The organism is Ollibium composti (assembly GCF_004801285.1).
Lineage (GTDB): Bacteria > Pseudomonadota > Alphaproteobacteria > Rhizobiales > Rhizobiaceae > Mesorhizobium > Mesorhizobium composti.
Genome location: NZ_SSNY01000011.1, coordinates 39,477 through 54,235 on the forward strand (window position 1 = coordinate 39,477; position 14,759 = coordinate 54,235).

Genomic DNA, 14,759 nt, shown 5'->3' on the forward strand with positions numbered 1-14,759 from the left:
TTCATGGAACATGCCCAACTGCTGCAGTTTGCAGCGGCTCAATCCCACGCCGCGGCCTGTCTGAGGAAATCCGCAAGGCGCGCAGAGCGTTCAGGATGACCGCCACGTCGATCGCCTCCTGAAGCAGTGAGCCCTGCACCGGCGTTAGATAACCGAGAGCGGCCGCAATCATGCCTGCGATCGAAAGGCCTATGCCCGCCACGACGCTTTCAAGGGCGATCCACCGCGACTGGCTGGCTACGTTCAGCCCCGAGATGAGCCGGCTGAGATCGTCGATCAAGAGGACGACGTCGGCGGCCTCCGCTGAAGCAGCCGCGCCTCGCGCACCCATGGCCACGCCGATGTCGGCTGCCGCCAGCGCCGGCGCGTCGTTTACGCCATCTCCCACCATCATCACCGGCCCGTTCTTTCGTTCGCTTAGAATCAGGAGGACCTTCTGGTCTGGCGTCAACTCGGCACGAATCCCGTCGAGGTCGAGGCCTTCGGTCACGGCTTCGGCAACGGCGTGGCGGTCGCCCGTAGCGAGCAGGATCCGATTGATGCCATGGCGGCGGATGCCGGCAAGGAACTCGGCCGTTTCCGCACGCAGCGGGTCGGCCAAGATCAGATTGCCGACGAGTTGGCCGTCAACGGCAACGGAAACAGTGGCCGACCCTTCCTCGGATCCCTTATGCGGAACAACCGGCACACCGATTCCACGCATTACGAAATCGCGTCCGCCGACCACGACAGAGCGACCCCCGATGCGCGCCGCTACGCCCTCCCCGGGAATTTCCCTGATATCGGTCGGTACCGACAGAACCACGCCTTTTGTGAGTGCAGCCGCGACGATTGCCTGCGCCATAGGATGTTTCGAGGCCTGGTCGGCGGCGGCCGCGAGATGGAGCACCTCTTCCGCCGGCAAGGCGGCACAGGTCTCGATGGACACGATTTGCGGCCGTCCGTCAGTTAAGGTGCCGGTTTTGTCCAGGACCAGCGTTCGCGCCTGCGCGAGCGCCTCAAGCGGTCTTGCGCCCTTGATCAGCACGCCGAAGTGCGCGGCGCGCGACAGGCCCGCGACGAGCGCCACCGGCACGGCGAGGATGAGTGGGCACGGCGTGGCGACCACCAGCACGGCCACCGCACGGATGGGGTCACCCGTCATCCACCATGCCGCTGCCGCCAGTGTAACCGTGACGACGAGGAACAAGATCGAATAACGGTCTGCCAGCCGCGACATCGGCGCCTTCGAGCGCTGCGCATCCTCGACCAGACGCACGATCCCGGCATAGGTGCTTTCAGCTGCGCGGCGGCTGGCGCGCATATCGAAGGCCTCGCCCGCATTGGTCGAGCCGCTCATCACCTCCTGCCCGCGCGCCAGCCTGACGGGCATCGATTCTCCAGTCATCGCAGACTGGTCAAGCACCGCGCGCACACTCTCGACCTTCCCGTCGACGGGAGCGACGTCCCCTTGTCGTATTAGAAGAAGGTCGCCGGGCACGATTTCATCGAGCGGAATTTCTTCCAGCGCGCCGTCGCTATGACGGGTCGCGGTGCGTGGAACGCGCGAAAGAAGATCGTGCATCTCGCGCCGGGCACGACCTTCGGCAAAGCTTTCGAGGAAAGTGCCCCCCGAATACATCAAGGCGACGACGGCTGCTGCAAGCGTTTCGCCGAAGGCCAGCGCGGCCGACATCGACAGGGCCGCCACGACGTCGAGGCCGACTTCGCGTCTCAGCAGGCTCCGGACGATCTCGACGACGAGCGCCACAAGGACGGGAGTCACGCCTGCCGCCCAAGCCGTCCGGGCAAGTTCTGCCTTTCCGGCCAAGCTCAGGCCGATCCCCGCAGCGAGACCGGCAAGGGCGACGGCCAGCAGGGCGATCTTGAAGTCGGCGCGGGCTTTCTCGCTGGTCATCGAGGCGCTGCGGCGATCAGTGCGATATCAGGATCGGCAGGCGCAAATCGCGCAGGATGCCATCGGTCGCTCCGCCTAGGATGAAATCGCGCACACGCGTATGACCGTAGCCGCCCATCACGAGAAGGCCGGCGCTGCGTTGAACGGCGTTCTCCTGCAAGGTGACGGCAACGTCGCCGCCGCCGCTCAGCACGGCGTGAGCCTCGGCGGGAAGGCCGCGTTCCCGCAACCCCACTGCGAGCCGGGCGCCGGGATCGTCCTCCGGCAGGTCCTTCTCGTCGGTCACAGTCAGGACCGTGATCCTCGACGCCTTCCGCAGCAGCGGGGCTGCGTCGGCGACGGCCCTGGCCGCGACGCGACTGCCGTCCCATGCGATTGCCACATGGTCGAAGGCAGCTGGCTGGACCAATTCGGGAAGTAGGATCACCGGGCGACCGGAGCCAAAGATGACATCCTCGGCCAGCGTATGCGTGCTTTCATTCGCGGCTTCCCAGCCAATGAGGACAAAGTCGAAATAGCGTGCCCGGTTTGCAGCGAGATCGCCCAACAACGGCAGGGAAGTCGCCGTCCGATCGGTGACGAGCTTGACACCTGCCGACATCGCCTCGTCCGTCACGACGCGGAGGATGTCCTCGCCATTCCTGCGACTCCTTGCATTCGCCTCCCTGATCAGTTCCGGCGTGTTCAAGAGGAACTTGGAAAGGGCATTCGACACGGGCGGGATGTCAGCGTTCACGGCAAGGGCATGTAATTCCGCCTCCAACTGCGCCGACACGATAGTCGCGTTCGATCCGACATGCGGTGCGACCGGGTCGGGGTACGTCACCAGCGGAAGCAAGGCCTGGAGTTTCATGGGTCACATTCCTGTTTCGGGCATGTCGATCGACGAGCATGCAGATTCCGCCAGAAGCTGCCTGCTTTCCTTGACCGGGATCAATCGTGAGCGGATGGGAGGTTTGATCCAACGCAATGAAGCCGGGAGAAGAACTGAATATCGCTTCTGGACAAAAGCGAGATGCGAGGATCGGAATCATGGCGTTCAAGACAATTCTGACGATCACCGGGCCGGAAATCGGCTGGCAAGGCGATCTCAAGCTTGCTGTAGACCTGTGCCAACAAGCCGAAGCGCATCTTTCAGTGCTTGTCATGGCTTTGGCCGCTCCTCCGCCAATCGGCGAATACGCCGTCGTCGTGTCGGATGGCTGGATGCAGGAGCGACAAGCCGATCAGAGACGTCTGAAGGCCCGCACCGAAGAAATATCCGCTTTCGTGGCTGCGAACCCTGTTTCGGGCGACGTCGTCAGCGACTATGCGGAGGTGGGCTGGGCCGACGAGATGGTCGGACGACGTGCGCGCTATGCCGACCTTACGCTTGCCGGACCTGAATTGCTTGCCTCGGAAACGCTGCGGCAAAAGGTTATTGAAGGTGCGTTGTTCTGGTCGGGAAAGCCACTTCTGCTGGTTCCTGAAGGCGCCCAGCCGACACTCAATCCCAAGCGCGTCCTGGTCGCGTGGGACACGCGGATCGAGGCGACGCGGGCCGTGGGGGAAGCCCTGGACCTGCTTGCCGCGGCCGACGAGGTGCATCTGGCCATTGTCGATCCTGTCGAAGGCGAGCGCTTTCATGGCGAGGAACCTGGCGCCGACGTGGCGACGTTCCTGGCGCGCCACGGCGTCAACGTCACCGTCGACCGCCTTCCGAGCGAGAACCATTCCGTGGCGGAGGTGCTCCGGCGGCATGCCGTCGACACCGACGCTGAGGTGCTGGTCATGGGCGCTTACGGCCATTCCCGGCTGCGCCAGCGCATCTTCGGCGGCGTGACCCGCTCCATGCTGGAAAACCCTCCGCTGCCGGTTTTCCTGGCGCGCTGACAGCTCATATGGGAATGAGCGCTGATACTTGACGGACGATGGTCAATTCTTCGTCCGTGGCGATGACGTGGATTTCGACCGTGCCTTGCCGGCCCGAGATCCGCTCCTTGCCGGAACGATTGGCGTCCCTGTCCAGCTTTACGCCCAGCCACCGGAGCCGTTCGCAGACCGCGGCGCGGACTTGCCAGGCATGCTCGCCGATGCCTCCCGTGAACACCAGCGCGTCCAGCCCTTGCAGCGTGCTGGCCATCGCCGCGATTTCGCGCGCGATCCGGAAGGTGAAGAGATCGAGGGCCTCCGCCGCATGCGGATGCTCGCTGGCCAACAGGTCGCGGACATCTCCCGACATTCCCGAGACGCCGAGGAGCCCGGAACGGTGGTAAAGCAGGTCCTCCACGTCCTTGGCCGAAATGCCGCGAACCTGTTGCAGGTAGAGGATGATGCCAGGATCGATGGCGCCCGGCCGCGTCGCCATCATCAGGCCGTCGAGCGCGGAGAAGCCCATGGAGGTGTCCAGGCTCTTTCCCTCGCGCATGGCGCAGAGGCTGCAACCGCTGCCGAGATGCGCGACGACGGTACGCTTGCCGAAGGTTTCCGGGGAAATCTCCCGCAGCCTCCCGGCGATGAATTCGTAGGACAATCCGTGAAAGCCGTATCGGCGAATGCCCTGCTCTTCGAATTCGCGCGGCAGGGCGTAGCGGCTGACGGGCGGCGCAAGAGTGTGATGGAAAGCTGTATCGAAGCAGCCGGCCTGCGGCAGGCCGGGATGTGAGCGCATCAGCGCGCGCACCGGTTCCAGACAGGCAGGCTGATGCAGCGGGGCGATAGGCGTCAGCGCGTCGAGTTCGCGAACGACCGCTTCGGACAGGCCGACGGGGGCGACGAAGCGGCTGCCGCCATGGACGATGCGGTGCCCGACCGCCGCCAGCGGCCTGTCCGCAAGCCAGGGAGCGAGGCACTCGAACAGCGCGCCGAGCAGGGTTTCGACCGGCGGCTTCTGCTGCCGGATCGATCGGTCGGCGACGAGCGCCCCGTTTCCGTCCTTCGCGGCCAGACGCGGCATGTCGTGCACGCCATCGAAACCGCCGGACACCATCCGGCGCAGCGTTCCGCTTTCGAAGAGGCCGAATTTCAGGCTGGACGAGCCCGCGTTCAGGGCCAGGATCGAGCCCGCCATCACCTGCAATCCCTTCCAGTCGCGGACTCAGTCACCCGCCCGCGCCACCGTCTTGTACGGCCAGCTCCAGTCCCGGATTTCGGGCATGTCCTCGCCGTGCTCCCTCACATAGCGCGTGTGCTCGACGAGCCGGCCGGCGAACCGCCGCCTGGCTTCGGCCGCTTTCGCGCCCAGCTCCGGCACCCTGTCTATAGCTTCCATCGCGAGATGGAAGCGGTCCAGCTCGTTGAGCACCACCATGTCGAACGGCGTGGTCGTCGTCCCCTCCTCGTTGAAGCCGCGTACATGGATGTTGTCGTGGTTCGTCCGTTTGTAGGTCAGCCGATGGATGAGATAGGGATAGCCGTGATAGGCGAAGATCACCGGACGGTTCTTGGTGAACAGCCTGTCGAACTCGGCGTCCGACAGGCCGTGCGGATGACGTTCCTTCGGCTGCAGCGTCATCAGGTCCATGACGTTGACGACGCGGATGGCAAGGTCGGGAACCGCCTGCCGCATCAGGTCCACGGCGGCCAGCGTCTCCAGCGTCGGCACGTCGCCGGCGCAGGCCATCACCACGTCCGGATCGGCGCCGCCCCTCTCGGTGCCGGCCCATTCCCAGACGCCGACACCGGCCTTGCAATGCACGGCGGCGTCCTCGATGGCCAGCCATTGTGGCGACGGCTGCTTGCCGGCGACGATGACGTTGATGCGGTCGTAGGTCCGCAGGCAATGATCGGTCACCCACAGCAGCGTGTTCGCATCCGGCGGCAGGTAGATGCGCACGATGTCCGCCTTCTTGTTGGCGACGAGGTCGACGAAGCCGGGGTCCTGATGGCTGAAGCCGTTGTGGTCCTGCCTCCACACATGCGACGTCAGCAGATAGTTGAGCGACGCGATCGGCCGCCGCCATGCCAGCCCGCGCGATACCTTCAGCCATTTGGCGTGCTGGTTGAACATGGAATCGACGATGTGAATGAAGGCCTCGTAGCAGGAGAACAGGCCGTGCCGGCCGGTCAGCAGGTAGCCTTCGAGCCAGCCCTGGCACAGATGCTCGCTCAGCACCTCCATGACCCTGCCATCCCGGGCCAGATGCACGTCGTAAGGCTCGATCTTCTCCATCCAGACGCGCTCGGTCGCCTCGAACACGGCGTCCAGCCGGTTCGACGCCGTCTCGTCCGGCCCCATGATCCTGAAGCTTCGCGCATCGGCGTTCAGGCGCACGGCCCCTTCGAGAAACGCGCCCATTACCCGGGTCGCCTCGGCCAGCGTGCCGCCGGGCTGCGGGACAGCCACGGCGAAATCCCTGAAGTCCGGCAATTGCAACTCGCGCTTGAGTAGCCCGCCATTGGCATGCGGGTTGGCGCCCATTCGCCGGGCGCCGGCGGGAGCAAGCGAGCGAAGCTCGTCCCGCAGGGCGCCCGCCCCGTCGAAAAGCTCCTCCGGCCGGTAGCTTCGCATCCAGTCTTCCAGCAGCTTCAGGTGGCCGGGATCGGCCCGCGGGTCCGTGATCGGTACCTGATGGGCGCGCCAGAACCCCTCCACCTTCTTGCCGTCGACCTCCTTCGGTCCCGTCCATCCCTTCGGGCTTCTCAGCACGATCATCGGCCAGCGCGGACGCTGCTCCACCGTGCCGGATTGCCTTGCCGCATGCTGGATTTCGGCGATGCGGTCGAGGGCCGCGTCCACTGTCGCGGCCATCTTCCGGTGCATGTCCTGCGCATCGTCGCCCTCGACGAAGAACGGTTCGTGACCGTAGCCGACCAGCAGGCTCCGCAGTTCCTCTCCTTCGAAGCGACCAAGCACGGTCGGATTGGCGATCTTGTATCCGTTCAGGTGCAGGATCGGCAGGACGGCGCCGTCATGGACCGGATTGAGGAACTTGTTCGAGTGCCAGGAGGCCGCCAGCGCGCCGGTCTCGGCCTCGCCGTCGCCGATCACGCAGGCGACGATCAGGTCGGGATTGTCGAACGCCGCGCCATAGGCATGGGCGAGCGCATAACCAAGTTCGCCGCCCTCATGGATCGATCCGGGGGTTTCGGGCGCCGCGTGGCTGGGGATTCCGCCCGGAAAGGAGAACTGCCGAAACAGCCTGCGCAGGCCCGGCTCGTCGCAGGAGACGTCCGGATAGATCTCGCTGTAGGTGCCTTCCAGATAGGTGTTGGCGACCATGCCCGGCCCGCCATGGCCGGGGCCGCAGATGTAGATCATGTCGAGATCGCGGGCGCGGATGACGCGGTTGAGGTGCGCATAGACGAAATTGAGGCCGGGCGTGGTGCCCCAGTGGCCGAGCAGGCGCGGCTTGACGTGCTCCGGCCGAAGCGGCTCCTTCAGCAACGGGTTGTCGAGAAGATAGATCTGTCCGACCGAGAGGTAATTTGCTGCCTGCCAGTAACGGTCGATGAGGTCGAGTTCCTTCTGGTCATACGCGTCGGCCACGATCCTTCTCCTCGATTATCAGTCGCTGGAACGGAACAAGTAAACTAGGTCCCCTGGCGATCCGTACCACCCCAGAGCGTCTCAGCCGATCCTTGGATCCGATGCCAGCGATCCGATCAGGCCCGGCAGCTTCGGATCCTAACGCCGCTGCAATGACTGCACATAATCGGCCAATCTTAGGATGCGTTCGGTCGTGACGGCCTCTCCGCCCTTGGGTCCGTATTTTTTGGCGTCGCCTTCCAGAAACCGTTCGCCCCATACCGGCATGTCGCGATAGTCTTGCTGGTTCGCCGTATGCCGGCCGTCAATGGTGGCGAACACCAGCCAGTAGGGAAACTCGCCGCCGTTCCGCTCGGACAATCGCGTCAGATCCGCCGGAGCCTTGTAGAGGTCATGAGCCAGAGGGCCGTCGCCTTCGCCGGATTCGCCGTGGCACATGGCGCAGGAGTTCAGATACTCGACCTGGCCGTAGCTCGTTTCCTGACCGGATGCCGCAGAGCAGACGCACAGGAGGGACACCGTTGCCGCCAACGCCCATTTCATCGTCCGTGCTCCTTTCGGCGGTCCAAAGGCAGCATGGCTCGAAAACCGAACCTTTCCTTGACGGGCGTCAAATCCTCTTGCGCGGCACGGTTATTCCTTCGCATCGCGCCCCGAGATCTGGTCGATCGAGACGCGGAAGAACACGTGCGACATTTCGTTCGAGACGGGCGGCAGAAGCGGCTTCAGCGCGCCCGGCTCCCACCAGTCGTTGTATTTGCTCAATATCGACCAGGCATGGTCCCTGTCGCGCTTGTGACCTATCTCGTCGGGCAGCTCTTCGTACCTGCCGTCGACAACGACGCTCTTCCACTGCCGGTGTTCGCTGTGCTCCTCGACAACCACCGACACGCGTGGATTCGCCCGCATGAATTCGATCTTCTTGCCAAGCATCGAGAACATGAAGAGGTGGTTCTCGGCATGAACGAAATAGGCAGGCACGACGTAGGGCTGATTGTCTTTGGCGCAGGCGATTCTGCACAGCCGGTTGCTATCCAACAGTTTCGTGCATTCTAGCGTCGTCATGGTTCTGATCAACATGCCCGCCTCCTTTCTATCGCTTCTTTTTCGCGTCGGCTGTGTGGGGATTTTCCACAGCCGCTTTGCCTCGTTTGCTGGTCGCGGCGTCCCTGCCCTCTCGGCCGCGACCCAAGGCGGCGAGCACGTCCTCGTCCTCGAGCTGTTCGAAATTGCGATAGTAGTAGCCAAGCGCCCGAAAATGCGGCGGCTGCGCCAGGCACACGATACGATCCGCCTCCTGGCTGAGTTCTGCCACGGTCTCCGGCGGGGCAATCGGCAGCGCCACGACGATTGCTGTCGGCGATCGCCGTTTGAGTGCGCGTATGGCCACCTTCATCGAGGTGCCGGTTGCCGCGCCATCGTCCACGAGAACCGCGGTTTTTCCGGCAATCGAAAGCGGCGACCGGCTGCCTCGATAGAGGGTTCGTCGGCGTTGGAGCTCTGGCCGCTCGCGTTTCACCAGCGTCGCCAGAGCCGCGTCGTCGAGATTGTAGGCTTCCACGATTTCTCGGTTGAGGACGACGTCCGGCGGATCGCCGTCGACAATCGCCGCCACCGCAAGTTCAGGATTGCCTGGAGCGCCCACCTTGCGGACGATGACCAGGTCGAGAGGCGCATTCAGCACGGCCGCGACCTCGGCGGCCACGGGCACGCCGCCACGCGGCAGAGCAAGGACGACGGGTGCGTGAAGCGATAGCCCGGCGAGTTCGTTCGCGAGCATCCGTCCTGCTTCCTGGCGATCGCGAAACATGACTCAGTCCACCGGCCAAAGCTGCCGGAGCGCTCTTCTCATCGAGTTGCGAACCTGATCGATCTCTCCGGCCGAGATATGGCGATCGAGAAGATGAAAAACAGCCCCGATGGCACGATCGAAATCAACCTCCGCTTCGAAGCCGAATTCCCGTCTCACGGCTATGATGAAATCGTCCTTGCGACGTTCGTGGCCAAGGCCGTTGAGAGGACGCCAGCCTTCGAAAAATACGCCGCGGATCAGGGTAGGCAATTGCGCCGCCAGATCGCTCATTTCTTCCGGCGGCAACCAATCACGGAGCGCGTGCAAGACCGCCTTCAGCAGCCGATAGGCGCGCGGGACATCCCAGTCCAACTCGCCGGCGACTTCATTGGCCCAATGTTGCGCCTGTTGTGCTGCCTGCGAAAAGTTCGAGATCGTGGTTTTGGTCACGGCTGCGGCTCCTCCTTGGGCTCGATTTGCCGCACGTCCGGTCGTTTCGACCAAGGTAGCGGCAGGTGAATAACGAAGGTCAACTCTCTGAGCACCGCGTTGACCCGGATCAAAGGCTCGAATTCTCTCATGTCGGCTCATGATAGATCCTTGTCCGTGGCTCAATCGATCCGCAGCCGCTGCTAGCTCAGCTCTTTCTTCGAGCCGGTACACTTCCATGCCCGCCAATGCGTCGGTGATACGTCAAGCCTTTCATGGGTCTTTGACGCGATCCATCCGGTCAGGATACGCTGGCAGGGAAACACTAGCGCATGAGTGCCGTCCCGGTCTTGAACCGCCAATTCGAGATCGCGATTAAAGGGTGCGGTCGCTATCGGGTACCACATGTATTTTCCCGAAGATTTCCGGAAGTCCGGTAGAGCCTGTCCGCGCCTGCTGATGACAGCTGCTCATGCAGCCATATCCTGGAGCGTCTGCAACTTGACGATCTCCACGCTCCGCAGGCTTGGCAACCGGATGACTCCCTTGCTTTTCAGCTTCGAAAAGACCCGCGACACGGTTTCGATCGTCAGACCGAGATAGTCGGCGATATCCAATCGTGACATCGGAAGCTCGACCTGACGCAGACCGCCTTGACGTTCGGACATCTCAAGGAAGAAAGCCGCGACGCGTTCCACGGCATTCTGGCGACCCAGCACCAGAAGTTGCTCCTGCGCACGCACGAGGCTTTGAAGCGCCATGGGCAGGAGTTCGGCTACGACGTGGGCAGCCGAAGGGCTGAGGACGCGAATGCCGGTGCCGCAGATTGCCTCGGCGAAGAAGTGATGGCTCTTGTCGACTTCGAAACCGAACATCTCGCCGGCCAGGTGAAATGCCGATATCTGACGTCGGCCATCCGACAAAAGACGGTAGATGCGGACGGCGCCGAACTCCACCTGGTAGAGGTTTCCGGACGTCTCGCCCTGGGCGTAAATTTCCGAGCCTGCCGGGAAGAATGTGGCGGGATGACCGCTTCCCAACGGCGTGTTGGATTCGTTGCGCTCGAGCAGGATGCTGCCGAGCTGATGGGAATAGCGCGATTGCTCAAAGTTCGTCATGGATCGTCCCTCGATACCGATGACGAAACAATCCACCCAAATCCGAAGGATCGAAATTCGGTTGTATCCGTACGGGTTTCTACGTATCGGGGTCAGGACTTGCCGACGATCGCGTCTTGAACAGCCTGCAGGAGCGGTTCGCCGAGAAACGGTTTTGCCAGGCATCTCGCATAGGGCACTTCCTGCGGCGAGCGGTATTGGTCAATCAGCAGAATGACGGGATGCCTGAAGCTCGCGAACAGGCCCTGCGCGTATTGCCAATCATGAATGGCGTCATCGTCGACAACCGCGCAACCGACATGTTGAGCTTGTGGTGATCCGAACGCTGGACCAAGGGCGTCGTAAGACAATACCGCGACGCCGCTGCTTTCAAGCACGAAAGTGAGCGAGTGCCTGAAAGCCACGTCCGGGGTCACGACGATCACTTGAGCCATCCTTCCGCACCCACCGAGTTGATCCAGCGCAGATCGTGCGTACTGGACCACGTCGCCTCAGATCGGCGCATTGCTGTGGATCAAACGGACGTTACCCAGGCTTTCGACAGCGAGTTTATGAAGACAGGCCCATCGCTATGCTCATGCGAACCAGCTCAGGCAGGTTCCTTGCCTGCATCTTCGACATGATATTGGCGCGATGGACCTCGACCGTGCGAGGGCTGATGCCGAGATCGAAGCCGATGGTCTTGTTGGGCAGGCCCGCCACGACGGCGGACAACACTTGGCGCTCGCGTTCCGAAAGGCTGTCGAGCCTTACACCCAGCGTTGCCGTATCCACCATGGCTGCCGGACTTTCTTCCAACTGGCTTGCGGCTCGCTTGATCGCCTCGACCAGCGTTTCGTCCTCGAAAGGCTTCTCGATGAAATCGACGGCACCCGCCTTCATTGCCGCAACCGCCATCGGAACATCCCCATGGCCTGTGATGACGACGGCGGGAATCGAGGTTCCAGTCTCCTTCAGTTTCTCCAGCAGTTCCACACCGCTCATATCCGGCATTCTCAGATCGGTGATGAGGCAAGCCTTGCCGACGGTCTTTGCCGACGCAAGGAAGCTGCTTGCGGAATCGTGCACCCGGACCGTAAAGCCCGCCATCGTCAGAAGAAAGGCCAGCGATTTACGGACAGGCTCCTCGTCGTCGACGATGTGAACAACGTAGTTGTCAATTTGCATCCGACACTTCCTTTCCCGCCAGAGGGAGCGTGAACCTGAACGTCGCCCCGCCGCTGTCGTTTCGACTGGCCGAGATATCGCCGCCATGCGCTTCGATAATCCGTCTGGATATGGAAAGCCCGATCCCCATGCCGCTTGCTTTGCTCGTGACGAAAGGCTGGAACAGGCGCGTCGCCACCTCCTCGGAGATACCTGGGCCTGTATCCGCCACCTCGACCACGACATAGCCGTCTTCGATGGTCGTCTGCACGACCAGTTCGCGGTTCTCGCTTTCGCGCATGGCCTCCATCGCATTGCGCATGAGATTGATCAGCACCTGCTGGATCTGGACGCGGTCGACCAGGACATCCGCGCCCTTCGGCGCAAAGTCGAATACCGAGCGGATCCCCTGCTCGCGCGATCCGACGAGGGCAAGAGCGCCGGCTTCTTCGATCAGCTTGCGCATCGTTTCGCGCGTAACGTCCGCCTCGCCGCGCGTGACGAATTCCCTCAGGTGCCGGATTATGCCGCCCGCCCGCAACGATTGTTTTGCAGTCTCCTCAAGAGCGTCGCGGATGCGGTTGGCGGCGGCGTCATCCAGAGTATTGAGGAAGCGGACGCAGCCCTGCGCGTAATTTGCGATTGCTGCCAGCGGCTGGTTCAATTCGTGCGCCAATGTCGAAGCCATTTCGCCAAGCTCGTTGAGACGGGCGAGCCTGGCGAGTTCGTTCTGGACCTCCTGTAGGCGTGCCGCGGATTCCTCGCGCTCGGTGAGATCCCTGATGAACCCGGTGAAGAACCGGCCGGTAGCCGATCTCATCTCGCCGACGGCCAGTTTCATGGGAAAGGTGGACCCGTCCTTCCTACGGCCAACCACGACGCGGTCGATTCCAATGATCCGCTTTTCGCCGGTAGCGATATATCGCTGAATATAGCCGTCATGCTCGCTGCCATAAGGTTCGGGCATCAGGATGTTCACGTTGCGGCCGAGCACCTCGGCTTCCGTGTAGTCGAATTGTCGGACGGCGGCCGCGCTGAAGGAAGTGATAAGCCCTTGTTCGTCTATCACCACGGTTGCGTCGGGCACCGTATCCAAGATCGAGCGCAAATGATCCTGTTGAGCCCTGAGCGTTTCTTCCGTCTTGTCGAGGGCGCGCCGCGCATGATGGAGCATTTCCCCCATCCAGGCGATGGCAAGCCCGACCACGGCAAAGACCGAACTTTGCACCCAGGACGAGGCATCGGCACCCGCAAGGTAAAGCGCACCAAGAAGGGAGAGGACGAGAGCAAAAAGCCCCGGACCGATACCACCTGCGATCGCTGCCAAAAGGATTGCAGGAACGAAGAAAATGAAGGTCACGGCACTGCCCAGGACGCCTTGCAGAGCCAATCGGACAACAAACATTGCAGCCACGGCGCTCGCGGCAAGAAAATAGCCGACATTACCCTCAAAACGGGAAGAGAAGACCGCTTGCAGGAAACGGCCTTGCAGCCCTGGAATATCTCTGGCAGGCACCGGAACGCTCCTCGCCACATCGCCTCGAAAGAAGGTTGTCACAAGGTCGAGATTTGTCGTGGCAGAGCCGCCGCCGAGACGTGTGAATTCGACCAAAGATACATGCGCGCGCGTGGGAGAGAAAGGAAGGAAACTACCATATGTTTCATGAAGGAACCGACGTCCGGCAGGCACAGGTTTGATATCGCTTCTTCGATCTTTCGCCTGCTCCTGTCCTGCCTTTCCGGTGGTGGCGCGACTTGGCGCCTTTGTTCCATATCGGGTTGGTGCGCTCTTTGAGCGAGCGCAAGGACCCGCGGAATGGCTGACACGATATCACCGGCGTGCTGTCATCGGCACGCCGGTGATCGCATGAACGGTCAAGCCGCCTTGACCGCAATTGTCTTCTCGCCCTTCTTCGCCTCGGCGGTCTTGGGCAGTTTCACGCTCAGCACGCCGTGGGCGAAATGTGCATCGATCTTGTCGGCGTCGACGCCCTCGGGCAACTGAAAGCTGCGCTGGAAGGACCCGTAGCGACGCTCGGACAGGTAGTAGTCCTTCCGCTTGTCTTCCTTTTCCTCGCTCTTCTCACCTTTGATCGTCAGGGTATGGTTGGAAAGCTTGATTTCGACGTTCTTCTCGCTCAGGCCCGGCAACTCCGCCGTGATTTCATAGACGTCATCCTTTTCGACGAGATCCATTGCCGGCGTGACCTGCCATTCGGCGCGGGAAATGCGCGGGACCTCGAAACCCAGAACCTTCGAAGGCAGACGCCAGTCGAACGGACGGAAATCGTCGAACAGCCGATCCACCTCGCGGCGCAGACTCTCGAATGGCGCCCAATCTTCGGATTTCGTGGGCGCGGCGGATTTCTTGACGGGTAGTTTCGTGGCTATCTCGGCCATTGGGGTCTCCTTTCGAGTGAGCGGATTCGGACGGATACCGCCGCCTCTCTACTCTTTCACCTTCGGGGTCTCCCTGGAGGCGCCAGAGTCCAAGGGCGGCGGATCCGCTTGCGAGATGTCCTTGTCGATCCAGCCGGCGCTTGGTCGATGGCGCTTGCAAACGCCGCGTTTGCCTCGCTTTGGCTGGTCCAACTCGATCCAGCAAGGATTTCAGCAAACGATATCTCGTCAGGTCCCTCATTGACGCGGATCAAAGCGTGCCCGTCATGCGCTTTTCGTTGCATGTGGTTCTGTTCAACAAAAATGAAGTGAACAGCCGAGAACGCCCTTGATCCTTCCCGGCGCGCGTCGTCGACGCATATTCGTCGCATGCTGCTGCCGATTGACGCTGATCAAGGTCGCCGCGCACGGCTCCGGTTTTGATGGCGACACATTGCAGGCAGCGGAGTTGCGCGATGGGCGGTGTCGCCATGGGCCCTCGACAGATCAATCCCTTCGACGTGCGTGGTT

Annotated in this window: 15 protein-coding genes; 1 reads left to right on the top strand and 14 read right to left on the bottom strand. The window is 62.3% G+C overall.

Annotated features, from left to right (window positions below; genetic code table 11):
• Position 1 precedes the first annotated feature (1 nt).
• Positions 2–1,897: a heavy metal translocating P-type ATPase gene (locus tag E6C48_RS17530; protein WP_136359473.1), complete on the bottom strand. Its 1,896-nt coding sequence runs from the start codon at positions 1,895–1,897 to the stop codon at positions 2–4.
• A 16-nt stretch (positions 1,898–1,913) separates the two neighbouring features.
• Positions 1,914–2,750, bottom strand: a complete 837-nt coding sequence (locus E6C48_RS17535) for a universal stress protein (protein ID WP_136359474.1) — start codon at positions 2,748–2,750, stop codon at positions 1,914–1,916.
• Between the two features lie 179 nt (positions 2,751–2,929).
• On the opposite strand from E6C48_RS17535, the gene E6C48_RS17540 reads away from it, so the two are divergent.
• Complete coding sequence (locus E6C48_RS17540; RefSeq protein WP_136359475.1) at positions 2,930–3,769, top strand: universal stress protein; 840 nt, start codon at positions 2,930–2,932, stop codon at positions 3,767–3,769.
• A 4-nt stretch (positions 3,770–3,773) separates the two neighbouring features.
• Here the strand turns inward: E6C48_RS17540 and E6C48_RS17545 are convergent, their stop codons facing one another.
• The 12 genes from E6C48_RS17545 to E6C48_RS17605 all read right to left on the bottom strand — a co-directional run bounded on the left by E6C48_RS17545 (position 3,774) and on the right by E6C48_RS17605 (position 14,721).
• Positions 3,774–4,946 (bottom strand): acetate/propionate family kinase, encoded by a 1,173-nt coding sequence (locus E6C48_RS17545; protein ID WP_136359476.1) that lies wholly within the window; start codon positions 4,944–4,946, stop codon positions 3,774–3,776.
• 27 nt (positions 4,947–4,973) lie between these two features.
• Positions 4,974–7,364, bottom strand: coding sequence for a phosphoketolase family protein (locus tag E6C48_RS17550; protein ID WP_230978829.1), 2,391 nt, complete (start codon positions 7,362–7,364; stop codon positions 4,974–4,976).
• 138 nt (positions 7,365–7,502) lie between these two features.
• Positions 7,503–7,907, bottom strand: a complete 405-nt coding sequence (locus tag E6C48_RS17555) for a c-type cytochrome (RefSeq protein ID WP_136359478.1) — start codon at positions 7,905–7,907, stop codon at positions 7,503–7,505.
• A 90-nt stretch (positions 7,908–7,997) separates the two neighbouring features.
• Positions 7,998–8,444 (bottom strand): pyridoxamine 5'-phosphate oxidase family protein, encoded by a 447-nt coding sequence (locus E6C48_RS17560; protein WP_136359479.1) that lies wholly within the window; start codon positions 8,442–8,444, stop codon positions 7,998–8,000.
• Between the two features lie 13 nt (positions 8,445–8,457).
• On the bottom strand, positions 8,458–9,174 hold the full coding sequence (locus E6C48_RS17565) for a phosphoribosyltransferase (protein ID WP_136359480.1): 717 nt from the start codon (positions 9,172–9,174) through the stop codon (positions 8,458–8,460).
• 3 nt (positions 9,175–9,177) lie between these two features.
• A complete protein-coding gene (locus E6C48_RS17570) occupies positions 9,178–9,606 on the bottom strand; it encodes a DUF2267 domain-containing protein (RefSeq protein WP_230978830.1) in 429 nt (142 codons plus the stop codon).
• A gap of 449 nt (positions 9,607–10,055) precedes the next feature.
• Positions 10,056–10,703: a helix-turn-helix domain-containing protein gene (locus E6C48_RS17580; protein WP_136359483.1), complete on the bottom strand. Its 648-nt coding sequence runs from the start codon at positions 10,701–10,703 to the stop codon at positions 10,056–10,058.
• 92 nt (positions 10,704–10,795) lie between these two features.
• Positions 10,796–11,128, bottom strand: coding sequence for a hypothetical protein (locus tag E6C48_RS17585; protein ID WP_136359484.1), 333 nt, complete (start codon positions 11,126–11,128; stop codon positions 10,796–10,798).
• A 124-nt stretch (positions 11,129–11,252) separates the two neighbouring features.
• Positions 11,253–11,864, bottom strand: coding sequence for a response regulator FixJ (gene fixJ / locus E6C48_RS17590; RefSeq protein WP_168734578.1), 612 nt, complete (start codon positions 11,862–11,864; stop codon positions 11,253–11,255).
• Positions 11,860–13,365 (bottom strand): PAS domain S-box protein, encoded by a 1,506-nt coding sequence (locus tag E6C48_RS17595; protein WP_330998629.1) that lies wholly within the window; start codon positions 13,363–13,365, stop codon positions 11,860–11,862. Before E6C48_RS17595 ends, fixJ begins: the two co-directional genes overlap by 5 nt.
• 359 nt (positions 13,366–13,724) lie before the next feature.
• Positions 13,725–14,249 (bottom strand): Hsp20/alpha crystallin family protein, encoded by a 525-nt coding sequence (locus E6C48_RS17600; RefSeq protein ID WP_136359485.1) that lies wholly within the window; start codon positions 14,247–14,249, stop codon positions 13,725–13,727.
• A gap of 250 nt (positions 14,250–14,499) precedes the next feature.
• On the bottom strand, positions 14,500–14,721 hold the full coding sequence (locus E6C48_RS17605) for a hypothetical protein (RefSeq protein WP_136359486.1): 222 nt from the start codon (positions 14,719–14,721) through the stop codon (positions 14,500–14,502).
• Positions 14,722–14,759 lie beyond the last annotated feature (38 nt).